At 38.9% G+C, this 22,811-nt stretch carries 26 protein-coding genes, 1 tRNA gene and 1 riboswitch; of the genes, 15 read left to right on the top strand and 12 right to left on the bottom strand.

Features of this window, described 5'->3' with window-relative positions; all coding sequences use genetic code 11:
- Positions 1-15 precede the first annotated feature (15 nt).
- The 3 genes from AC0VYC_RS05840 (at position 16) to spoVIF (ending at position 853) form a co-directional block, all read left to right on the top strand.
- Entirely contained in the window at positions 16-237 is a 222-nt protein-coding gene (locus AC0VYC_RS05840) for a hypothetical protein (RefSeq protein WP_008348420.1), read from the top strand.
- An 84-nt stretch (positions 238-321) separates the two neighbouring features.
- Positions 322-459, top strand: coding sequence for a YjcZ family sporulation protein (locus tag AC0VYC_RS05845; protein WP_008348419.1), 138 nt, complete (start codon positions 322-324; stop codon positions 457-459).
- Between the two features lie 136 nt (positions 460-595).
- Positions 596-853 carry a sporulation-specific transcription regulator SpoVIF gene (gene spoVIF, locus AC0VYC_RS05850; protein ID WP_008348417.1) on the top strand — a complete coding sequence of 86 codons (258 nt, stop codon included), beginning with the start codon at positions 596-598 and terminating at the stop codon, positions 851-853.
- 16 nt (positions 854-869) lie between these two features.
- Here spoVIF and AC0VYC_RS05855 read toward each other — a convergent pair whose 3' ends face one another.
- Positions 870-3,179, bottom strand: coding sequence for an ATP-dependent helicase (locus tag AC0VYC_RS05855; protein WP_475389669.1), 2,310 nt, complete (start codon positions 3,177-3,179; stop codon positions 870-872).
- 126 nt (positions 3,180-3,305) lie between these two features.
- On the opposite strand from AC0VYC_RS05855, the gene AC0VYC_RS05860 reads away from it, so the two are divergent.
- Complete coding sequence (locus AC0VYC_RS05860; protein ID WP_008348414.1) at positions 3,306-3,563, top strand: hypothetical protein; 258 nt, start codon at positions 3,306-3,308, stop codon at positions 3,561-3,563.
- Between the two features lie 83 nt (positions 3,564-3,646).
- On the opposite strand, the gene AC0VYC_RS05865 is transcribed toward AC0VYC_RS05860, so the two are convergent.
- From AC0VYC_RS05865 to AC0VYC_RS05875, 3 genes are read right to left on the bottom strand one after another with little or no spacing between them, the layout of a single operon-like run.
- Positions 3,647-4,081, bottom strand: coding sequence for a GNAT family N-acetyltransferase (locus AC0VYC_RS05865; protein WP_047945552.1), 435 nt, complete (start codon positions 4,079-4,081; stop codon positions 3,647-3,649).
- Between the two features lie 6 nt (positions 4,082-4,087).
- Positions 4,088-4,603, bottom strand: coding sequence for a YjcG family protein (locus AC0VYC_RS05870; RefSeq protein ID WP_024720139.1), 516 nt, complete (start codon positions 4,601-4,603; stop codon positions 4,088-4,090).
- A gap of 52 nt (positions 4,604-4,655) precedes the next feature.
- The gene (locus tag AC0VYC_RS05875; protein ID WP_019743058.1) at positions 4,656-5,396 is read right to left on the bottom strand and encodes an esterase family protein; all 741 of its coding nucleotides are present in this window, start codon (positions 5,394-5,396) and stop codon (positions 4,656-4,658) included.
- Positions 5,397-5,616: 220 nt separating this feature from the next.
- Positions 5,617-5,738, top strand: a riboswitch (SAM riboswitch).
- 79 nt (positions 5,739-5,817) lie between these two features.
- Here AC0VYC_RS05875 and AC0VYC_RS05880 point away from each other — a divergent pair.
- The 3 genes from AC0VYC_RS05880 to AC0VYC_RS05890 all read left to right on the top strand — a co-directional run bounded on the left by AC0VYC_RS05880 (position 5,818) and on the right by AC0VYC_RS05890 (position 8,312).
- Complete coding sequence (locus AC0VYC_RS05880) at positions 5,818-6,936, top strand: methionine biosynthesis PLP-dependent protein (protein ID WP_475389671.1); 1,119 nt, start codon at positions 5,818-5,820, stop codon at positions 6,934-6,936.
- Complete coding sequence (gene metC / locus AC0VYC_RS05885; RefSeq protein ID WP_407708351.1) at positions 6,933-8,111, top strand: cystathionine beta-lyase; 1,179 nt, start codon at positions 6,933-6,935, stop codon at positions 8,109-8,111. The genes AC0VYC_RS05880 and metC overlap by 4 nt, the downstream gene beginning before the upstream one ends.
- A gap of 128 nt (positions 8,112-8,239) precedes the next feature.
- Positions 8,240-8,312 (top strand) — tRNA-Val (locus tag AC0VYC_RS05890).
- A 261-nt stretch (positions 8,313-8,573) separates the two neighbouring features.
- Here the strand turns inward: AC0VYC_RS05890 and AC0VYC_RS05895 are convergent.
- Both AC0VYC_RS05895 and AC0VYC_RS05900 read right to left on the bottom strand, forming a co-directional pair.
- Complete coding sequence (locus tag AC0VYC_RS05895) at positions 8,574-9,518, bottom strand: acetyl-CoA carboxylase carboxyltransferase subunit alpha (RefSeq protein WP_216894921.1); 945 nt, start codon at positions 9,516-9,518, stop codon at positions 8,574-8,576.
- Between the two features lie 32 nt (positions 9,519-9,550).
- Positions 9,551-9,997 carry a MarR family winged helix-turn-helix transcriptional regulator gene (locus tag AC0VYC_RS05900; RefSeq protein WP_047945567.1) on the bottom strand — a complete coding sequence of 149 codons (447 nt, stop codon included), beginning with the start codon at positions 9,995-9,997 and terminating at the stop codon, positions 9,551-9,553.
- 250 nt (positions 9,998-10,247) lie between these two features.
- Here AC0VYC_RS05900 and AC0VYC_RS05905 point away from each other — a divergent pair, with 250 nt between their 5' ends.
- From AC0VYC_RS05905 to AC0VYC_RS05920, 4 genes are all read left to right on the top strand, one after another.
- Positions 10,248-11,078 (top strand): sialate O-acetylesterase, encoded by an 831-nt coding sequence (locus AC0VYC_RS05905; RefSeq protein WP_178930052.1) that lies wholly within the window; start codon positions 10,248-10,250, stop codon positions 11,076-11,078.
- A gap of 127 nt (positions 11,079-11,205) precedes the next feature.
- Entirely contained in the window at positions 11,206-11,868 is a 663-nt protein-coding gene (gene catA, locus AC0VYC_RS05910; RefSeq protein ID WP_178930055.1) for a type A chloramphenicol O-acetyltransferase, read from the top strand.
- 505 nt (positions 11,869-12,373) lie between these two features.
- Entirely contained in the window at positions 12,374-12,868 is a 495-nt protein-coding gene (locus AC0VYC_RS05915; protein WP_475389674.1) for a hypothetical protein, read from the top strand.
- A 5-nt stretch (positions 12,869-12,873) separates the two neighbouring features.
- Positions 12,874-13,806, top strand: coding sequence for a hypothetical protein (locus tag AC0VYC_RS05920; protein WP_427243851.1), 933 nt, complete (start codon positions 12,874-12,876; stop codon positions 13,804-13,806).
- 688 nt (positions 13,807-14,494) lie between these two features.
- On the opposite strand, the gene AC0VYC_RS05925 is transcribed toward AC0VYC_RS05920, so the two are convergent.
- Together AC0VYC_RS05925 and AC0VYC_RS05930 are read right to left on the bottom strand one after the other, a co-directional pair.
- Complete coding sequence (locus tag AC0VYC_RS05925; RefSeq protein ID WP_178930057.1) at positions 14,495-15,151, bottom strand: TetR/AcrR family transcriptional regulator; 657 nt, start codon at positions 15,149-15,151, stop codon at positions 14,495-14,497.
- 74 nt (positions 15,152-15,225) lie between these two features.
- Entirely contained in the window at positions 15,226-16,044 is an 819-nt protein-coding gene (locus AC0VYC_RS05930; RefSeq protein WP_268362300.1) for an oxidoreductase, read from the bottom strand.
- A 261-nt stretch (positions 16,045-16,305) separates the two neighbouring features.
- Between AC0VYC_RS05930 and AC0VYC_RS05935 the strand changes: the two genes are divergently transcribed.
- Complete coding sequence (locus AC0VYC_RS05935) at positions 16,306-17,136, top strand: SMI1/KNR4 family protein (RefSeq protein WP_178930059.1); 831 nt, start codon at positions 16,306-16,308, stop codon at positions 17,134-17,136.
- Positions 17,137-17,169: 33 nt separating this feature from the next.
- Here the strand turns inward: AC0VYC_RS05935 and AC0VYC_RS05940 are convergent, their stop codons facing one another.
- Together AC0VYC_RS05940 and cuyB are read right to left on the bottom strand one after the other, a co-directional pair.
- The gene (locus AC0VYC_RS05940; protein ID WP_039168805.1) at positions 17,170-18,045 is read right to left on the bottom strand and encodes a LysR family transcriptional regulator; all 876 of its coding nucleotides are present in this window, start codon (positions 18,043-18,045) and stop codon (positions 17,170-17,172) included.
- A gap of 23 nt (positions 18,046-18,068) precedes the next feature.
- Positions 18,069-18,767, bottom strand: coding sequence for a cysteate racemase (cuyB, locus tag AC0VYC_RS05945; protein WP_041507435.1), 699 nt, complete (start codon positions 18,765-18,767; stop codon positions 18,069-18,071).
- Between the two features lie 193 nt (positions 18,768-18,960).
- On the opposite strand from cuyB, the gene AC0VYC_RS05950 reads away from it, so the two are divergent.
- Positions 18,961-19,485 carry a DinB family protein gene (locus tag AC0VYC_RS05950; RefSeq protein WP_475389678.1) on the top strand — a complete coding sequence of 175 codons (525 nt, stop codon included), beginning with the start codon at positions 18,961-18,963 and terminating at the stop codon, positions 19,483-19,485.
- A 4-nt stretch (positions 19,486-19,489) separates the two neighbouring features.
- Here the strand turns inward: AC0VYC_RS05950 and AC0VYC_RS05955 are convergent, their stop codons facing one another.
- Together AC0VYC_RS05955 and AC0VYC_RS05960 are read right to left on the bottom strand one after the other, a co-directional pair.
- A complete protein-coding gene (locus tag AC0VYC_RS05955; RefSeq protein WP_035700391.1) occupies positions 19,490-20,053 on the bottom strand; it encodes a GNAT family N-acetyltransferase in 564 nt (187 codons plus the stop codon).
- A gap of 16 nt (positions 20,054-20,069) precedes the next feature.
- Entirely contained in the window at positions 20,070-20,975 is a 906-nt protein-coding gene (locus AC0VYC_RS05960; RefSeq protein WP_019743043.1) for a LysR family transcriptional regulator, read from the bottom strand.
- 112 nt (positions 20,976-21,087) lie between these two features.
- On the opposite strand from AC0VYC_RS05960, the gene AC0VYC_RS05965 reads away from it, so the two are divergent.
- Both AC0VYC_RS05965 and AC0VYC_RS05970 read left to right on the top strand, forming a co-directional pair.
- Positions 21,088-22,248, top strand: coding sequence for an MFS transporter (locus AC0VYC_RS05965; RefSeq protein WP_327861973.1), 1,161 nt, complete (start codon positions 21,088-21,090; stop codon positions 22,246-22,248).
- Between the two features lie 74 nt (positions 22,249-22,322).
- Entirely contained in the window at positions 22,323-22,760 is a 438-nt protein-coding gene (locus AC0VYC_RS05970; RefSeq protein WP_096881304.1) for a GNAT family N-acetyltransferase, read from the top strand.
- The last annotated feature ends 51 nt before the right edge of the window (positions 22,761-22,811 follow it).

Genomic DNA, 22,811 nt, shown 5'->3' on the forward strand with positions numbered 1-22,811 from the left:
GAAGGGGTGACCAGAATGGATGCATTCGAACAATTAATCGGTTCCTTGTTCACTAAACCCCATGATGGGAAAGAGCAAGCGCACGAAAAAGCTGAAATGGATCTAGCGAATAAAGCGAAGGATCTTGAAGAGCACTTAAAAGCATTTGGCGAGAAAATGGATACTTTTGCGAAAGAAACAGAAGCATTCATGATCCGTCATGGAGAGGCAGATTACGTCTTTAAACAGCAGAAATAAAAATTCCGCACTTTTTTATGTGATCGTCCAAACCATTTCATGTATTTTTCATATTTTGTAAGGGAGAAGAGGAGGTGCTTAAATATGAGTTGTTACGGTTACGGTGGCGGTTATTGCGGAGGTTATGGCGGCGGCTACGGCGGCGGTTATGGTTCAACTTTTGTTCTTGTCGTCGTGCTTTTCATTCTTCTAATCATCGTTGGTGCTTCTTTCTTTAACTAAACAGTAAGAAGGTGAGGGAAGCAATAGGGAAGCCTTTTGCTTTCCTTTCTCTTTGCTAACAAGGCAGCAGGATAGGCACATATCTCGCCTATTTTCATATAGTAAGGTGATTACTCCACAAAGAGGAGGCAAAGGAATGGATAATAAGTTCTTTAAAAGTGTGGAAAATAAAACAGGTGTAAATATGAATGATGTCTTTAAGCTTGCAGGTTCTTTGCAAAACGCGAACTTTAAAGATGAGAATACCGTTCGAGGTGTCATTAAAAAAGTAGCGCAGCTTGCAAACAAACGTGTACCTAAAGAAATGGAAGACAAAATCGTTCAATCGATTACAAGTGGAAAAGAAAAGCTTGATTTTAATACAATCGCTAAAATGATGAACAACAAAAAATAAACAACAGGCTCTCCATTTAAAGGGGGGCCTGTTGTTTTTGGGTAAAACCTTCACGATGTTTCTTTAAAAGAGGGTACAAAAAGCGGGAACGATGAGCAGTTTTTCCTCTTCTATATGAAGGAACTGATAGATAAAGGGATTGTTCAGCTCTCGTCATGGCAACATATAATAAGCGTCGCTCCTCTTCAATGGCTTCTTCATCACCGTTTCTCAGCTCATCAAGTGCAAAGTCATGAGGGAGCGCCCCATCAACCACGCTCGTGATGTACACTGTTTGGAATTCTAGTCCCTTCGCACGGTGGATCGTCATGAGCTGAACGCCTGGTTCATCTGATTTTTCCTTTTCAGCAGATTTCATATGTTCGGCATGAGCGAGGAAGGCTTCAATTGTTTCAAAACGTTTCGCCGCTGTTTTCACATCTCGTACATCATCTGTTCCTTTTTCAAGCACATTCGTATCATTCACGCGTTTTTTAAAAAAATCACCAAGTCCCATCCTTTGTTCAATAAACGCTACAGCTTCAGATGGCTTTAACGATTTTAACGTTCGAAACAGGGGAACGATCGATTGCAGTTTTTTGCGCTGAAACGGCTGAATGTCTGTTAGCTTTCCAAGTGCCTCTACCATAGAACAATCTTCTGTAATGGTCAGCGCCTTCAGGGTATTCAGTGTTTGCTGCTTTAAAAAGAAAATGGGCAGCAGCAGCTTCATTGCGGCGACATCATCTGCATCCTGACTTAGCGAAAGAAAAGCGAGCAGCACCCGAACAATTCTTCTGCTATAAAAGGCTTTTACACCAGCATCGGTTTGATACGGAATCGCCGATTGATGAAGACGTTCATAAATCGCGCGGCCTCCTGTATTCGTTCTAAACAGCACGCAAAAGTCATTCGGTTTTGCACCGTTTTTAATTTTCTCCTGAATATCTGCTACGATCATGGTCGCTTCCTCTTCCTCGTCATATGGATAAAAAAGAGTCGGCGGAATTTTCTCCACGCGAACGGCTTTTAACGTTTTCTCGTAACGATGCTGGTTCTTCTTAATAATGGCGTCTGCACTTGCGACAATCGTATGATGAGAGCGGTAATTTGCATGTAAATGGACGATCTCGGCCGAAGGATAGTCCTGTTTGAAGTCAAGAATAAAAGCAGGATTGCTTCCTCTAAATGCATAGATGGCTTGATCATCATCGCCTACACAAAATAGCTGCTCGGATTCTCCAGCTAAAAGCTGGATTAATTGATATTGTACGGGATTAATATCTTGAAATTCATCTACTAAAATATACTTGAATCGTTCTTGATATTGTTTGAGCAATTCAGGCTGCTTATTCAGCATGTGTAAACAGGCAATCGCCATGTCATCAAAGTCAAATTGTTGATTTTCACGCTTTTGCTGTTCGTATGACTGATAGATTGTCCACATTTGCTTTTCCTTTTCATCTTTCAGCTCAGGAAGTTCGTTTGGTAAAAAAGCATTTTTCCAATAGCCGATTGATTGCAGCACTTGATCGGTTGGATAGTCTTTTTCATCAAGTCCTTCATTCATGATCGCTTTGCGAATATACTGCTCTTTTTGCCAGTCGAATTTAATCAAATGCTGTCCGTTCCATTTACCCCGATCATCGTGAAGCAGCATTTTATAAAATAGACTGTGGAATGTGCCTGTCACAACTTGGCTCGCCTGTGAAGGATGAAGCTGATACTGCATACGCAGTCTTTCTTTCATTTCACTGCTTGCTTTTGTGGTGAAGGTCACGAGCAGGATATGGTGAGCAGGGATTTGATGGTATGACATCAGATAAGCAGCTCTTGCTGTCAGTACCCTTGTTTTCCCGCTGCCGGCGCCAGCTAGCACAAGCATCGGACCGTCTTTGTGTGTGACTGCTTGAAGCTGTGGTGCGCTAAAGGTGATGTGTGGAAAGAGGTCAATGGTATGCACTTCTTCATTCTTTTCTAAATGAAAGGTTTCGCCAAATTGAATGGACCGTGGTTCCTGCCAGTCATCCGAATCTTCTGTTTGTGAGATGATCTGTTTGCCGGTTGGAAAGCGAAAGCCGCCAAGTTCTTTGTAGGATGCATCTTCCTCTCGTTCAGCCGGTTTCTTTTCCTCTTGTTGTTCTCTTTTTTCGCAAATCTCTTGCTGAGATATTTGCTTATGGATAAAGGCAGGTTCTTCATGTATATTTAATCTAAAAAAGACGGGTTGTCCGCAATATGGGCAAGATAAATGCCCTTTTTTCCCCTCATCATGGAGGAATTGATAGTGTTCTCTCGAATATGTATGTAATGAGATCGTTCGATCATGTCGTCGTGCGCATTTCAAAGCTAGTCCTCCAATAGTCAATCAATCTTAAAAAGAAACACATCTAATCATATCAAATGAGGCGTGTTTCAAACAGTCATAATTAGGGAATAGTAGAATAGAAGAGAAGCAAAGGAGGCGTTCTTGATGGGATATATAGCCCCGATTCAGCCGGATCTGTATTTTCAATATATCAATCGTCCTGCTCCTCAGGATAAAGAAGACTATGCGAAAGTGACGAAGGTCACCCGCACCTTTCATGACAAGGTATACAGAGAGCTGGAGAAAAAAGAGGACTTAGTGACAGAAGCGGAAACGAAAGTACAGCAAAAAAAGCGGGAACGCTTTGTACGAGATATGTTTATGGAAGAAGGTAAGGGCGTTCATATCAATACTTACGTCTAAATGACTGCGCTTTCTTCCTGAGCGAACGAGATGGAATCAATAAAAAGCCAGAGCATCCATGATGCCCTGGCTTTTTATTTTCGTTAAACGGATAGTGTTTTTGTCATTTTGACATGTGTAATCCCTGCTTCTTCAAACGGTTCTGAAATGGCTTTGTAGCCTTTCTTTTCGTAGAAAGGAAGAGCTTGGACTTGTGCATGCATGACAGCTTCTTTCGCTCCGTTTGCCATCGCTTCAGACTCAAGTGCTTCTAAAAGCTGGTGGCCAAGACCGAAAGAGCGCGCCTCTTTTAATACACAAATTCGTTCAAGCTTTGCTTTATGACCTTCAATTATGCGCAGTCTAGCAGCAGCTTGTGGTTTGTTGTCATCATTATAAATGACAAAGTGAATGGCTTCGTCCTCAAGTTCATCAATTTCGATCTCTAACGGGACTTCTTGTTCTTTTACGAAAACTTCTTTTCGAACATAATAAGCATCTTCTCGTTGTGTTTGTTCTTTTACGATGACTGTATTCAAATGTCTTTAACCCTCTTCTCCTAAGATAAATGTTTCATAAACGGTCCAAGAACCGTTCTCTAATTGATATAAAAGGTGGAAGCGGTCAACCGTTTCCTCGTGGTCAATTTTTCTCAGCTTCAATGTGCCTAGAACGTCTGAATGCTCATCGTCTGATAACTTTTGAGCCACTGTCACATGCGGGACAAATGCATATTCAGGTGTACCAGCAAGCGGATCAGTGTACAACTTCTCATTAAGAGTCATTAATTCTTCGTTCGGTTCTACTTTCATATAAATCACGTTGTTTACAGGAGCGAATGAACTGAATTTTTTAATACGTAACGTAATAGGAGAAGCATTTTTTGCGTACTCTCGCAAGGTGGAGACGACCTCAGCTGCTTCTAGATCCGTTAATTCAAAAGGTGTTCTTAATGTTAAATGAGGTGGTATGAGTGCATAGTTCGGATCATAACGTTTCCGATAAGAGTTCGCAATGTCTTGCAATTTTTTTGATGGAAATAAAACAACTCCGTATTTCATCATGTTCCCTCCTGATTAAGAAAGTATTTATTATTTTTTATTATAACAAAATTCAGTTGATTAACGAATATGGGAGCATTCTTTTTAACGAAGGTGAAATGAGCGGCTGCCAAAACGTCCATTTATGATCGCCTTCGAATGTCTCAAATAAATAATCCGCACCGGACTTCTCCAAAAGGACCTTTAATTCTTCGTTCGGCTGAATAAAGTCTAGCACTTGCCCATCTGTCGTTTTCACAGCTGTTTCTTCTAACCCGATTTGATGGATAATGGCATAATGAGCAAGGGATGATGACTGTTTGACTGCTTGCAGAACCGACTCATCCACGTAAGGAGACTGCAAAATCAGTCCGCCAAATAACGAAGGATAATCAATGGCTGTCATAAGTGAGATCGTAGCACCTAATGAATCACCAATAAATGTACGACCTGATCCAACTTGATACGTTGGATAGTGTTCATCAATATACGGAACTAGTTCATTTGCCAAAAAGCGTTTATACGCCTCGAACTTTGGTCCGTCTGGATGATACGTATTTCGTCTTTCAGTAACATTTTCATATGGGACACCAATGATAATCGAGCGTTCCATTTCTTTGTTTTGCATTAATTCTTCCGCTTGTCTGCCTATTTTACCTAGACGGAAATAATCATGACCATCTTGTGCAATGATGACATGATATGTATAAAGGGGGGAGTAATTGACTGGCAAATAAATCAAAATGGTCATATCTGCCCCAAGTTCTTTTGACTGTAAGGTTTCTTCTTGAATGATGCCTGTTTTCTTCACCATAATCCATTCCTCCAGCTAACCAAATTCATCATAAGTGAAACGTTTCCATTCATTGTAACACGAAAAACAGCGTTGTTCCTATATGCTAACATGCAATCAAATTGGCTAACATTCAATCTGCTACAAAATACAGAAAATTTTAATTAATCGTTACATTTCCCCTTGAAAAATGAGGTTTAATGCGTTACAGTATTAAGAATTAGAACAGACAGACAACACATTCTTATCGTGAGAGGTGGAGGGACTGGCCCTTTGAAACCTCAGCAACCGGTATGCATCACTTCATGTGATGTACCAAGGTGCTAAATCCAGCAAGCAGCTTTTTTGCTTGGAAGATAAGAGGAAGCGATTAAACCCCTTCTTCTTATGAAGAAGGGGTTTTTCTGTTTTGAAATTAGATTTTTACTTAGGATGGTGTCAAATGACAGAACATGTGGAAACGAAGTTAGCGCAAATTGGAAACCGCAGCGAAGAGGTGACTGGTACTGTCAGTCCTCCCATTTATCTTTCAACAGCTTACAGACATAGAGGCATTGGGGATTCAACAGGATTTGATTATATTCGGACGAAAAACCCAACAAGGCAGCTTGTAGAAGATGCAATTGCTTCACTCGAAGAAGGAACGGCCGGTTTTGCCTTCAGTTCGGGAATGGCTGCCATCCAAACGATCATGGCGCTGTTTGAGAGCGGGGATGAACTCATTGTTTCATCAGATTTATATGGCGGTACATACCGTCTATTTGAAAACGAATGGAAAAAGTACGGACTGCGCTTTGTTTATGATGATTTTTCAGATGAAGACTGTTTACGCTCTAAAATGACGCCAAATACAAAAGCCGTCTTTATTGAAACGCCAACAAACCCACTCATGCAGGAAGCGGATATTCAAAAGGTTGCGAAGATCGCAAAAGAACATGGTGCATTGGTCATTGTGGATAACACCTTTTATACGCCCGTCTTGCAAAAACCGATTACACTCGGAGCGGACATTGTCATTCATAGTGCAACCAAATATTTAGGCGGACATAACGATGTTCTTGCCGGACTTGTCGTCACAAAAGGAGAGAAGCTATCGGAAGACATGTTCCAGCATCAAAACGCCATTGGGGCGGTTTTATCTCCATTTGACTCATGGCTTTTAATGAGAGGAATGAAAACATTGGCGCTGAGAATGCGTCAGCACGAAGCAAATGCGAAGGAATTAGCTGATTTTCTAAAGCAGCAGCCTGAAATTCAAGATGTCCTTTACCCAGGAAAGGGAGGCATGCTGTCATTCCGAGTAGCCAAAGAGGACTGGGTCAATCCATTTTTGAAGCAGCTGAAAACGATTTGTTTTGCTGAAAGCCTTGGCGGAGTCGAAAGCTTCATTACGTATCCTGCAACGCAAACCCATATGGACATCCCAGAAGAGATTCGCATCGCAAACGGTGTTTGTAACAAATTGCTCCGTTTCTCAGTCGGGATTGAGCATGTGGAGGACCTAAAAGCAGACCTGAAACAGGCACTATCAAATGTGAAAGAGGAGGTACACACGAAATGACCACACACGATTGGACACTAGAAACACAACTCGTTCATAATGCGTTTAAAACAGACCGTTCAACAGGTGCAGTCAGTGTACCGATTCAACATGCATCGACGTTTCACCAAAGCAGCTTCGATGACTTCGGTCAATATGACTACTCCAGATCAGGCACCCCTACACGTCAGGCATTGGAGGATACCATTGCAGCGCTAGAAGGAGGAACGAGAGGGCTTGCCTTTGCGTCAGGTATGGCAGCCATTTCAACCGCTTTTCTTCTATTATCAAAAGGAGATCATGTCCTTGTCACAAGAGATGTGTACGGCGGGACTTTCCGAATGATCACCCAAGTTCTTTCAAGATTTGGGATTGAGCATACCTTTGTGGACATGACCAATTTGAATGAAGTGAAACAAGGCATTCAATCAAATACAAAAGTCATTTACATGGAAACACCGTCAAACCCTACACTCGGTATTACGGATATTGAAGGTGTCGTACAGATTGCGAAAGAACATGACTGTCTGACTTTCTTAGATAATACGTTTTTAACGCCTGCGCTTCAGCGTCCGCTGGACCTTGGTGTTGACGTTGTGCTGCACAGCGCAACGAAATTTTTAAGCGGCCACAGTGATGTACTGTCAGGCTTAGCCGTGGTGAAAGATGAGAAGCTAGGAGACGAACTTTATTCGCTGCAAAACTCCTTCGGGGCGGTACTTGGCGTACAGGATTGCTGGCTTGTGCTTAGAGGATTAAAGACCCTTCAAGTCAGATTAGAAAAAGCCAGTCAAACCGCATTAGAACTGGCTTCATTCCTCAAAGAACATCCTGCGGTCAAAAAAGTATATTACCCAGGATTAGATGATCACCCAGGGGCAGACATTCAGCGGAAGCAGGCGAGCGGTGCAGGTGCTGTTCTTTCATTTGAACTAGAAAACCAAGCGGCTGTCAAAGAATTGGTCGATGGCGTTACATTACCTGTATTCGCCGTCAGCCTCGGAGCAGTCGAATCCATTCTTTCCTATCCGGCCAAAATGTCACATGCCGCTATGCCAAAAGAAGAAAGAGAAAAAAGAGGTATCTCGGATGGTTTACTTCGATTAAGTGTGGGCGTAGAAAACGGAGAAGACCTCAAAAGGGACTTCAAACAAGCACTAGATCAACTAAAGCCAGTTCTTGTGAAGCAATCATAAAAGTCAGTAAAAAGCCGGTATGGATACCGGCTTTGTGCCTTTTTTGAACAAAACCATTGACGATTGATCATGATGGTTATATAATAGAGACTGTCAGTAACAGAAAGCCCAGAACTGATACATAACCCGATTCCGTAGCTCAGCTGGGAGAGCGCTACCTTGACAGGGTAGAGGTCGCTGGTTCGAGCCCAGTCGGAATCATCGTTTAAACCCTTGCCTAGCAAGGGTTTTTTGTTTTTTTGACAACGAAAATTTGTTCTGTTTCTTTTGATTGGGGACGAATTGGGGACGAACTTTATCCACCAGATTGTTTCTCAGTATTTTTAGAATCAAAAAATCCCTTTTCCATACCGATCACACACTTTTAATAGTATCAGCATATCAAGTTTAAGAGGTTACTTACAAAATATTTAGAACTTTTTAGTAAGAATCCTCAGAAATGTAATACGGTTTTAAGTATTTTCATTTATAATTCTCTATTTGTCTATACTTTTCATATCGCTGTTGTATAAGCTCTTCCGAGGATAATCGTATCAATTTTTTAAGAGATGATTCGATTGCAGATTCAATCAATTTTGCTTGTGATTTTATATCATTTTGTGCTCCACCCTTAATTTCAGGAATGATTTCATCAATAATTCCTAAATGCTTTAAATCTTTTGATGAAATTTTCATATGTTCAGCAGCTTCTGGAGCATACTTAGCATCCTTCCATAGGATAGATGCTGCTCCTTCTGGCGAAATGACCGAGTACCATGAATACTCTAACATATGGATATGGTTACCGACACTAATACCAAGAGCTCCACCACTTGATGCCTCTCCAATTACAATACAAACAATTGGCACTTTAAGTGTAGCCATTTCCAATAGATTTCGAGCTATCGCTTCAGAAATTCCACGTTCTTCAGACCCTTTGCCTGGATAGGCGCCAATTGTATCAATGAATGTAATAATAGGGCGATTAAATTTATCAGCTTGTTTCATCAGTCTTAGCGCTTTTCTATATCCTTCTGGATGTGCCATTCCAAAATTTCTTTCTATATTTTCCTTTGTACTTCTCCCTCTTTGATGACCAATAACCGTAACGGGCATCCCTTTAAATTTTGCAATACCACCTATCATTGCTTGATCATCGCCATATAATCGATCACCATGAAGTTCGAAAAAGTTTGTAAACAATAAAGGTATATAATCCAATGTCGTGGGCCGGTTACGTAGTCTTGCAATTTGAACTCGTTGAAAAGGTGTAAGATTAAAATAAATTTCATCTTGCATTTTATTTAAACGTTTTTCTAATACATGGATTTCTGATGATAAATCTACATTATGTTCTTTCATCATTTTCTTTAATTCATCAAATTTCTCTTTTAGTTCAATAATAGGACGTTCAAAATCCAAACTCATTTTATCCTCCAAAGGGTATGATTTACCTCACTCTAATCAAAAGACTTAGAAATAGAATCAATAAATAATTCAAAACCATCCACAACTATTTTTTGTTCTGATTCTGATAAATTATTGAGGATACGTTGATAAAATGTAAGGGATTGTTCTCTTAAGCGATTAACAGTAATGTGGCCTTTTTCTGTGAGGTGCAGAAAAAGTTCTCTTCTGTTTTCTTCATTTACTTCACGATAAACAAGCCCCTTTTTTACTAACTTATCTACCAATCTACTTACAGTTGAAGTCTCTAATCTAAGTTTATTGGATAGTTGCCAAACAGTTAATTTTTCCATCTCTATTTCCTCTAACGCCATCATTTGAGAAGTTGGTAGAGGTTTTTCAAATGGTCCATTGGGCAAATTTTGAGATTCAAAAACCCCAGTTATTATAATCATTTTCTTAATATCTGATCTTAGTTTTAAGGCATCTTCTCTTTTCAAAAAGGTCACCCTCCTAAAATTCATGTATGATACATCAATTGTATTATACATGAATATGTTTTTTTCACAAGTTTAACGTAAGCCCATATGACAACATGGACAAGAGATTTCTTCTTGTTAAAATGGTTTAAGTGGATTGATCATGGTCGATCCACCTGATCGATAGATGCATCAGGATCTTACCCTAAGTAATTGCTGTTTACTGTTCTTTCAACAAAAATATGAAAAATAAAGAGAGGGGGAGAAAAATATGAAGTCATTTTTACTAATTGGACAATCTAATATGGCGGGTCGAGGCTTTAAGCATGAAGTGCCACCAATTTATAATGAAAGAATCATGATGTTGCGAAATGGTAGATGGCAAATGATGACTGAGCCCATCCATTTTGATAGACCGGTAGCTGGCGTAGGACTAGCGGCTTCTTTCGCGGAGACTTGGTGTAAGGATCATGAGGGAGAAAAAATTGGTCTTATTCCATGTGCCGAAGGTGGCAGTTCCATTGATGAGTGGTCACGAGATGGGGCATTATTTCGTCATGCAATAAATGAAGCTACATTTGCAAAGGAAGATAGCGAATTGGCCGGGATATTATGGCATCAAGGAGAAAGTGACAGCCAGGATGGGAAATACAAAGAATACGATGAAAAAATACGAAGATTATTTCATGAGCTAAGAACTGAATTATCTGTACCTAACATTCCGCTTGTGATAGGTGGTTTGGGCGATTTCTTAGGAAAGACAGCATTTGGCGCAGGATGTGTGGAATATCAACTGATCAATGAGGTACTACAAAAATATGCAAATCATCATGAAAATTGTTATTATGTTACTGCGAAAGGCCTTATACCTAATCCGGACGGAATTCACATCAATGCGATGTCCCAAAGAATATTTGGTATAAGATACTATGAAGCATTTCGAAAAACAGAACATATACATGAACCATTACCAAATGAACATGAGCTAGTGAATGACTGTCATAATAGAATGAATACCTCAGCGGAGAATACATATATAGCACTAGAAAAATTCACGTTGGGCAAGATAACTTACGAAGAGTTGCTGCAGGCTTTAACGTAGGCAAAGCTCATGGTAGTCTTTGAATAGACAGAAACATGATATATCTTTTGAAAGGATGATTGTGGTGGTAAAAACAGATAAAGCTTCCTCCTGAATACAAGCAATTACATTCAGGAGGAGATAAAAAATGTTTAAACAAATAGATGAAAATTATCCGAGAAAAGAGCACTTTCATCATTATATGACGGTAACCCGATGCACATATAGCCTGGTGATCGATCTAGACATCACGAAATTGTATGCAATATTAAAAGAAAAAAGGCTAAAAGTATATCCTGTGCAAATTTATTTGTTAGCAAGAGCTGTGCAGCAAATTCCTGAGTTTCGGATGGATCAAGTGAACGATGCACTTGGTTACTGGGAGATTCTCCATCCTAGTTATACGATTTTAAATAAAGAAACAAAGACATTTTCAAGTATTTGGACGCCTTATGACGAAAACTTTGGTCGGTTTTATAAAAGCTGTGTAGCGGACATGGACACTTACAGCAAAAGTAACAACCTATTTCCGACACCTCATATGCCAGAAAACATGTTCAATATTTCAAGTCTGCCGTGGATTGATTTTACTTCTTTTAACCTTAATGTATCTACAGATATAACTTATTTACTACCAATATTTACGTTAGGTCAATTTAAGATGAAAGAAGGAAAAATCATCTTGCCAGTTGCGATTCAAGTCCATCATGCTGTTTGTGATGGCTATCATGTCGGTCAATATGTGGAATATTTGAGGTGGCTTATAGAACATTGTGAAGAGTGGTTAGACGATTCATTGGATATGTCCTGAATGTCAGAAGTGATTTGCAAGAGGTTTCCAATGGTTTATAGAAGTTAGCATAAAGCAGACTTTAACGAGTCTGCTTATTTGTTGTGTGATGAAGAAGTTATTAGTTTGCAAATAAGGCAAACATGTTTTGTTTCTCAATTATTTTTGCGGTTTCTTTTCGGTGTTTTATGAATTCCATTATGTGATAATAAATGTAATATAAAGGGATTTGATGGAGTGTGGATAGGGATATAGAAATTTTCAGCTTGAAACTGTCTTCAAGAGTAGTAGGCCTGAAAAATGATTCTGAGTGTTTGTCATGTAAGCTTCTAAATTAATTAATGATAGGTGATGAACTACGGAGTAATGGAATATTTTGAAACTGTAAAAAGGGCGGGCAGATTCTTATAGAAGAAAGCAGTGATTTTGTCGGATGTGAAAAAATGTATGCTCACTCTATCTTAAAATCATTATATTGAATTAAATGTATATGTATTTACTCTAAAAATTGATAAAGGTGGTTTACATGATGAAAAAAAGCAATACATTATTACTGTCTTCAATATTTTTAGCTAGCACGATATTCCCTGCAACTGTTTCAGCAACTACTGTTGAGAAAAATGAAACTGAATGGATAACAATTGCAGAGGATACTTCAACGGATTCTGTATCGCATTCAACTAACAAAAAATCGGCAAAAGCTGACTATGTTACGAATTGGAAACTAAGAAAAACTGGTGGATTGATTGGCGAGATATTTCAATGTAACTACAGCATGTTAACGACAGCGAAGTCAAAGGGTAAAATTGATTATATAGAAGCAAAATCACGACTATATGGAGGAGATGGAGGACTTTCTAAAAGCAAGACCGATTCTGCGAAGAAATCAAATTATGCTGGAGCGAATGCTGCCGGTGGTGTTGATGGTGGCTGGGGATGTAAAGGTAAAGCGATTGGAAACTCTTTATATAAAGATAGTGGTTATAAAACTGTTAGTCGCCAAAAGACTTTTAAAATTTAATAGACATGATGAGACATAGAACAATTTTATTCATAACCATTTTCATCGTATTACTAATGACTTTTATTTTATTTGTCAGACAAGGAAAAGTCTCTGGCGATATAGACTATAATGATGAAATGTTGGATGTTACTGGACCAGGAACGGAGACCGTATCATATGGTATGTATGAACCTGAGGGGAAGCTTCTTGATACTCTAGATATCGGTTTGATTAAGAAGAACCAAATGAACAAAGTTCTTTCCTTCTCACACTACATAGACGCAGATAGAAAGTACACGTTATTCTTACTAGCAAATTTTAATCAAATAGCATTTTCTGCAGATAATCATAGACCAGCTAAATCATACACATTTGAGATGACTAAAGACCAGGTGATGACATTACCAATCAAAGCGACATTACCAAAAGATGTTGGAGAAATAGCGTTTATTATTGTTCCCGAAGCAAAGTATCATTTGAAAGATAGTCATATAGATATAGCGACAGGTTTACAAGAAAATTATATGATGCGATTCATTACAAAAAAAGCTTCATCTCATCATATTAGAAGTGAATTTTCTCCAATATATAAAACGGATGAATTAACTGGAGAAGAAATTTTCATGGCTTCAGGAAAGGTTTCAAATAAAGTGCTGTATACTTCAAAAAGTCAAATGCCGGTCTATCTCCAAGTGGATAATACAAGTAAAGAAAAAATGAATTATGCTTTAGTCGCATTCTCGGAATTCGATCAACAAAAATTCAATGGAAAACCTGTGATGTATGTATCTGTAGAAAGTGAAAAAACAAATGTTTATCAAATAAAATTGCCAAAAGTGAAAAAGGAAAAGAATTTTCAAGTCATTGCTTTTCCTGCACCTTTTGATAATAGTACTAAATTTGAGGAAGTTAATTTTAGAGGCTATTCTTCTATTAGAACGTTAATTCAACCATAGGAGGCAATTTTATGTGGATGATCATTATTTTATTCATTATATTGATAGGATTTACAGGAAACATGGTATCGATTTTGAGAAATATTCAACAATCTAATGAAAAGATTATAAAATTATTAGAAGAAAATCAGACTCCAAAGTAATATTGGTTTGAAAATAAATGAAAGTTACTCCATTCATTAAAGGTAATTTATACAGATGCAGCTAATGAAAATATACACAAAATATTTAAAGGATCAGAGGAAAAGAAGTTGTATCCATATATCGTGAAGAGTTTGCTTATGCTTAGCAAATCTCTATGAGAGAAGAAATGATTCGGAAAGAGTAGCAGAATAATGATAGAAAGTCTCTTAAAGAACAAAATGATATTCATAGGGGAGAGTGTAAATGATTATTGAAAAACCCTTAATGATTGTATTCAATGGATAATTAAATGTTTTAACATCAGAAACTTTGAAAATCATTGAAATAAAAACAATTCGGAATACAACAATGGAAGAACAACAAAAATCAAATCGAAACACGACTATGATTGATCGAGGCACAGCTGTATAAGCAAATACAAAAACAGACCTTAAGGAGGTCTGTTTTCATGTAGGCGTTGTCGAAATCAACATTAGGAAGAAGTAACTGTTCATATCTCCTGAAAAATCGTTGTATGCATTTTGGTTGTGCACAATAATTTATGTTAAGCTTCAAGGGTGTGTAAATAACCATCAAGATAAAAAGACATTGTATTCATCACATCTGTTTTAAAATCTCGTTTAAACTCAAGCATATTATGGTTTTCTATAATAGTTATGACTTCATCAGATAAGGTGGCAGTAAGCTTGCATCCAGTGATAATAGCTGCTTCAGCTTGAAAAATATCCATCACTTGCGCCTCATTGATCACATCATTTTGACAAAGTAAGTCTGTCATTTCCGTTAGCTTTTGAAATAACATCATTTTTGATTGAAGCATGGTGTCAGAGTCTACGTTTCTTTCCAAAACAGAAGTGCGAATTGCTTCTAATCTGATGTACATATGATTTTTATCAATGATTTCTTCCAATTCCTTCAGAAAAAGATGTTTGATATCCTGAAGGTTTTTAATTTGTGTTTCAGAAATAATCTCAATGAATCGCTCTAGTCTCTTTACATATTCCCGGCATAATAGCTGGAAGAACAGCGCTTCTTTCGTTTTGAAATAAACAAATAATATGCCTTTAGACAGCTTCGTTTCTTTGGCGATATCTGACATTTTGATTTGGTTATATTCATGTGTTTCAAAAAGCTCTGCTGCTTTATCTAAAATCGCTTGAGCTCTTAGAGCCTTAGCTTCATCTGTCATCGCTCTTTTCATTATTTTTCAACCTCCATTTCAAAGGATCATTTTGATTTGGAGTCAGACAAAGTGATATATAAGGAAGCATGTGATTAGCTGAATCTTTTAATGATCTTGTCAAACGTACGATCACCAAGAAGATTCTTCATAAACACCATAGGTTTAGCACCAAACCCAACCAAATAGCGCGTTTTAGGTTTCGTTACAGTGACAGCTTTTACAATTGTATTTGCAATGACTTCTGGTTTTGTTAAATTACTTCCTGAATAAGTTTTTACCATGTTGTCTGCTGATTTGTTGGCAGCTTCTTTATAAGCTCCTTTTGCAGAAGCGGTTCTAAGTTTTTCTGCTGCAATGACTCCCCAGTCGGTTGCAATCCCGCCAGGTTCCACAACTATGACATCAATACCAAATGGTTCAACTTCTAACCGTAAGCAATCAGAAAAACCTTCTACTGCAAATTTTGTAGCGTGATACCATGCGCCAAATGATGTCCACACTTTACCACCCATAGAAGAGATATTAATGATCTTTCCATATTTGTTTTGTCTCATACTTGGCAGAACAAGCTGCGTCATTCTGGCAAGTCCAAACAGGTTTACTTCTACTTGTCTTCGAGCTTCTTCCATAGATACATCTTCAACCGCACCATATGAGCCGTAGCCCGCATTATTGACAAGCACGTCGATTCTTCCTTCTTTGTCCAAAATCTCACGTACACAGTTTACCATAGACTCTTCATCGGTGACATCAAGTGACATGGTGTTAATTCCTTGATTGGTGAGGTCTTCCATCATTTCTTTTCGACGAGCAGCACCATAAACAATGAAACCTTTCTTATTTAATTCAATTGCTGTGGACTTTCCAATTCCTGCTGATGCACCTGTGATAAGAGCGACTTTTTTACTCATTTGTAATTCCTCCTTTTGGTGACCTTGGGTCATTTATAAATGACTTGAGGTCAATTATAAATGACTGTTAGTCAATTGTAAAGGAGGGATATTATTGTGTTTTATCATTTGGTTTTATGGTCAAATTTATGACCTCTTTAAGAGTACAAAAAGGTGTTTTTTATGATCTAACCATCATTGTCCTGGGTATCTGGTGGTGACCCGCCATGTTAAAAATACGAATGATATACTTATATCAATTAATATTGGGAGGTATGCCCCTTGAAATCGTTCTGGGAGAAAGAAGAAGAGAGTCCTTTCACGTTAGAAAAAATAGATGAGGCAAAAATTCGTGAAGCAGAGGCAGCACTTGGTGTCACTTTACCTGATACATATAAAAAGCTCATTTTAGAATGGAATGGTGGTTTTACAGTTCGTAATGCTTTTCCAACCGAACGGCCGAATTCATGGGCAGAGGATCATGTTCAATTCGACCATCTAAGAGGAATCGCCAAAGATGATGGAATTATGAATAGCGCTCAGTTAAGTGATGAATTGGAGCTGCCCGAGGGACTTATTTTCATCAGCGGAGAAGAAGATACATGGATCGCAATAGATTACCGAGAAACGAAAGAACATCCTCCTATTCACTATTTCGATTTAGAGCTGGAAGTAGATTTTAAGCTGGCAGATAGTTTCGATGAATTTGTTGAGCGATTATATACAGCTGACGACGCCATGGTTGAAGTAATAGAGATTGAGGAGGAAGCTTCGGATTTATATATCAGTAAAGAAGAGCTTGAACACATTTTTGAGAGAGGAGACCTTCGTCAGCAGAATCTCTTCAAAATAGCGCATTATCCGATGGAAGACATTGAAGAGATCGCATGGTTTTTCTTGCGCATGAAACAGTGCATCAAACAGATAAAAGATCAACATGTCTTGTATGAAACAGCTACTGCTATTCACTCCAACCTTCTGTTAAACCCAGATATGCCAAGGAATGACTGTATTAAACAAGAGCTGCAAGAAATGGCTGAATTTCTAGAAAATAGTGGAGATCCTAATATCGCCTTTTTGGGAGGGGACATTCATCCAGTGAAAAAACGATAGTGAAAGAAAAAAAGCCCCCAAAAAGGGCTTTTTTTAATCTAATTCATGAAAAAACTGTTTGAGTTGATCAATGAAAACGGATTTGGATTTTCCCTTTTTATAGATAAACTCAATATTGATGTTGAAATTGATAGATGGATCGATAGAAATTTGTTTTAATGTTCCTTGTTTTACTTCATTTCTAACACAATGATGAGGAAGAAACGATAGTCCCATCCCTTGCAGCACCAAATTTTTTGCAGTTTCCATATGATCAACCTCAATGGAAATGTTCGGTGTGATGTTGTTTTTTTGAAATAATCGGTGGAGCATCAACCAATCAAATGACCCATAGTCAAAGAAAATAAAAGGTTGTTCTTCTAGTTCATTCATATTGATGTTGTCATGGCTGGCAAGAGGGTGATGAGTTGGGACGAACAGCCCGATTGGATCGCTGAAAATCGGGATTGATTCAATTTGAGGATGTGTTTCAGTCCTGACAATGCCAAAGTCTACTTGGTTGTTAATCACTTTTTGGACAACATCCTTTGAATGTCCTGTTACAATTTTCACTTTCAGGTTTTCGTATTTTTCTTTTAGGGCGGGCAATATGTTAGGCAATAGATTATTGGAAATAGAGGAAGCGCATCCAATCGTCAATTCATAAGGGATCATCGTTTGTTTGAGACTATGCTTTGCTTCTTGATAAGAATGGAGAATCTTTTTGGCATGAGGGTAAAACTGTTCACCTTTTTCCGTCAGAGATAATTTATTTCTCTGTCTATCAAATAATTTCAGATCTAATTCTTTTTCTAACGATTGAATACGTGCCGAAACAGAAGGCTGGGTTAAATACAGTGCTTCTGCAGCTTTATTGATACTGCCTAGCTGGCATACATAAATAAACGCTTCTATATTCTCAATATTCATGTTATCCCCTTATATGACGTTCTTTAAATGTTTAGCTTTTCAAGCTCATACACTAATTTTACAGCTTCTTTCGCCAAAATGACAGTAGGATCAATCACTTTCACAGCTTTGGTTGACCTTAGAACTAAAGGAATTTCTGTACAGCCGGCAATGATGGCTTCTGCTCCTTGATTGATTAAAATTTCTGCAGCTAACGCCAGTTCACTTTCGCCTTTACTCAATTTCCCTGCTTTCACGGCATAAATCCCATTCATCACGTTTTTCTGAAGATTTTCACTAGGAGTCATGACATCAATCTTGTGATGGGCACAAGCCTTTTGATAGAGCTGGGTTTTTAATGTGCCATCAGTACATAGTAAGCCCACAGACGTATAGTGATGTTTGTTCAGGTGCTTTGCGGTTTCTAATGGCATATTCATGATAGGGATATGAGTGGATTGTTGTACGTTTTCTAAAAAGAAGTGAGCGGTATTGCATGCAATCAGAATAAAGTCCGCTCCTGCGCGTTCTAATCTTTTAGCTGATGCAATCATATATTCTGTAGGATCTTCGCCTTTCCCAAATATGGCATTGGTTCTATCAGGGATTTGCGGATAATTATCAGCAATCACATGGAGATGATCCTGATCTTTAATAGCTGGTGTATGAGAGATGATTTTTTTCATCAGATCAATCGTCGCTAAAGGGCCCATACCGCCCATAATCCCAATCGTTGTAGACATCACTATCACCACATTTCATTTTTTTCTATTATAAAAAAAGAAAGCATGCTGAGCGTTATAGAAAAGTTCTATTTGTATATAGAAGGTTTTATCAAAAGCGTCTTTTATTTTCTTCTTTATCTGTTTTGCGGTATGAGTTGCAATCTAATTAAAAAACATTAGAATAAAGAAAAATTGATAAAGGAGCAGCCATATGAATTTCAATTTGAATGAAGCTTTAGATATGTTGAGTCGAACTCCTCGTACATTAGAAAGTCTTTTGTCAGGTTTATCGAAGGATTGGCTTCACAGTCGTGAAGGGGAGGGAACGTGGAATCCCGTTGAAGTCATTGAACATTTGATTGAAGCAGAGAAATTCAACTGGATTCCCCGATTAAATGTCATTCTTGCTGATGGAGAGAATACCCCATTTCCTGCATTTGACCGCTACGCCCATTTGAATCAAACTGAAAGACAGATAGAACAAGCACTAGCGGAGTTTCATCATGTGCGGATGGAGAATGTGGCATACATTCAGCGTATGACACATTCAAGTCTTGATCTAGAGAAAAAGAGCGTCCATCCAGAATTCGGCGTCGTGCAAGTGAGCGAATTACTTTCTGCGTGGGTTGTCCATGATTTCACCCATATTTCCCAAATTGTTCGGGTCATGGCGGAACGATATCGAACCGATGTAGGACCTTGGAGCGCTTATTTAGGGATTTTGAATAGGAAATAAATGATTAATGACGCTTCGCGGCCCACTCGGATTGAAGAATCGCATATTGATACTCATCGACCCAATGTCCTTTTGACATATAATTTTGTAGCAAATGTCCTTCGCGTCTCATGTCTAAACGTTCCAGCACTCGAATAGATTTTTCGTTTCGTACATCTGTAAAGGCAATGATTTTATGCTTGTTCAGTGTAGTGAAAATATATTCGATCATTGAATTCAAGGCTTCATGAATATAGCCCTTTCCTTGAAATTCAGGCGCTAGGGTAAATCCTATTTCAACGATTCTAGGCTCGCTGCCGAGTGTATGAATGGCGCAATCTCCTATCAACTGATTGGATTCAGATAAGGCAATCGCGTATTGAAACCACGTCCCTGGTTGATTAGGTTGTTGCGTCATTTGGTGTTGAACAAATGATTCAGCGTCTTCGTGCGTGTAGTTTTCCCAAGATTGAAATGTGGCAATAGAGGGATTTGATCGGTATTGATAAAATGCTTCAATATCCTGCTGATCAAACTGACGAATCACAACCCGGTTTGTTCTTGTAAATATGCTGTTTGCATTCTTCATGTGTTACCCTCACTTTTTAGTTTGTTCTTGATTTAAAAAAGTCTATTAGCCATTCAGATAGCTGTTTTTGCGCTTTGGTCACAAATCGATCGGCATAATACGTTAATTCAAGATGCCGAACAGGAGCAGGGGCAGAAATAGGGATAGAGACAATATTAGGCCATGCTGAATGTTGCTTTAACAGCCCTCTTGGCTGGATGGTGGCGCCGATACCGGCTTCAACCAGCTGCAATAATGAAGTGGCAGACCCAACATCCATGACCGTGTCCAATTCAAAACCGTGTTCTTTACATACGTCATCGACCAAATCTCTTCCTAGATAGCCTTTTGGATACATGACCAGTGCATGTTTTGTCAGCTCTTTTAGCGTCACTTCACGCCTTTTTGCCAGTTCACTGTCTGAATGAACAAACAATTCGTAGGGCTCATCGCCAAGTGGAATTTGAATCAGTCGTTTATCCGCAGGCCCGCGCAGCCCAATTCCGATATCGACTTTATGTGAGAGCACCTCGTCACGAACAAAGATGGTCGAAAAAGCCTTTAGGTTGATCTCTGGATACAGCGTTTTAAATTCTACAAAAAGCGGAACAAGCTGAAAGTCAAGATCAGAGGGGAGGACGGCAAGCCGAACAGTGCCCCGCTGTTCAGATAACAGTTCTTTCATAGCATTTTTGGCATCTCGTTCAGCCTGAAGCATTTTCATGCCATATTGATAAAGAAGCGTACCAGCTTCAGTTGCAACTACTTTTTTACCGATTCGGTCAAAAAGCGGCATCCCAACTTCAGCTTCAAGCAGCTGAATCTGTTGGCTTAATGTAGGCTGTGATATACCTAGTTGCTCTGCAGCCTTTGTGAAATGTAAATGATCGAATACAGCCATAAAATAGGTAATGTGACGAGTATCCATATGCCATCCTTTCATTAATGATAGTATTTTCCTATCATCATAATACGAATTATTGTATTGATCAATGAATGAAGCGGATTTATACTCATAGTAACCTCAACAAGATGAGAGAGGAAGAAGAGTATTGATAAAAAAAATATTTTATTTAGCTGCTTTATTTTTAGCTGCCTTAAACTTGCGCCCAATCATTACATCCGTAGCTTCTATGATGAGCATGATTCAATCAGACCTTGGCGTTAGTGCACTCACGGCAAGTCTTTTAACCACTTTGCCGGTCTTGTGCATGGGAGTGTTTGCCCCTGTAGCAACGAAACTAAGCCGCCGGTTTGGATTAGAGAGAACTCTTTTTTTCTCGATTTTTCTTATCACAATTGCGACTGGACTGCGTGGTACAAGTCAAACGGTTACCATCCTTCTTACGACTGCTTTTGCAGGAGGAGTTGGAATTAGTTTTGCCGGACCATTGTTGTCTAGTTTTATTAAAAAGTATTTCCCGAAAAGTCCTGGGATTGTCAGTGTGTACTCTATATCGATGACAGTTGGAGCTGCACTTGCTTCGGGCTTGACCATTCCGATTTACCTTCGCAGTGAGCATAACCTTCCACTTGCGTTATCCTGCTGGGCGGTTTTAGGCGTTATTGCACTGATTTTATGGCTCGGTCTAGCTCGTCAAAACCAACAAGCGGATCATGCAGATGTGCCGCTGAGATTACCGCTGCGAAACAAAAAAGCCATTCAATTCACCTTGTTCTTTGGCTTTATGTCTAGCATGTTCTATTCGTTAACAGCGTGGATTTCACCCATTGCGCTTGATTTTGGGAATAGTCCGCAGTATGCCGCCATGCTGCTTACGATATTTACACTCATTCAGATTCCGGTGGCATTACTCGTTCCAAACATCGTCAATCGTCTAGGAAAGCCGAAATTATTTCTGATCTTATGCAGTTTGTCAGAGCTGATTGGCCTCATATTCCTTCTATTGCCAATGCCGATCCTGCCAGCTGTTATTTTTCTAGGGATTGGAGCAGGTGGATTATTTCCTTTGGCGCTTATGTTGCCTATTATTGAAACGCGTACGCCAGAAGAAGCCGGTACATGGTCAGCGATGTCACAGATGGGCGGGTACATCATGGGAGGATTTGGTCCATTTTTAATCGGTTTGATTTTCGATATCAGCGGACATTTTCAAGCTGCTATTTTCGCAATGCTCGCCATCGTGATGCTGATGATTGGTGTTCAGTTATCTATGAAGTTAGGGGGAAAACGTGAAGAAGGATCCAGCTCATAATTTTACTCGCTGGAAGCATTTCGGTCATTATGTCTAGAGGCTGCCCTATTTAATTGGAAATTGGAGGGATTCACATGCTTATACGAGAAGCAAAAACGATCGACTATCCACAATTAAGAGACATTTATTTCGAATCCCGCCGGCAAAGTTTTCACTGGCTCCATACGGAAGAAATAAATCTGCATGATTTTGATCAGGATACCCAGGAGGAACAAATTTTTTTAGTCGAGAAGAACAATAAAATCCTTGGTTTCATTTCTCTCTATGTACCAGATCGTTTTATTCATCTCTTGTTTGTCCATCCAAATGCGGCTGGTCAAGGGGCTGGAGATCTATTGCTTCAACATGCTATAGAAGTTCTAGGAACACCGGTCACCCTCAAATGCGTCTCCGAAAATCACAAGGCTTTATCTTTCTATCACAAAAGAGGTTGGAAAGCAGTGGTAGAAGAAGGAGAACCGGGGGCGGAATACTGGGTTCTTGTTTATGAAGAAAGATCATTTATGTTTTAGCTCCTTTACAAGGGGCTTTTTTGCGGTTTATTTTCGGTGTCGAAAGGTTTA

This window comes from Bacillus sp. iso_77, from assembly GCF_056173625.1.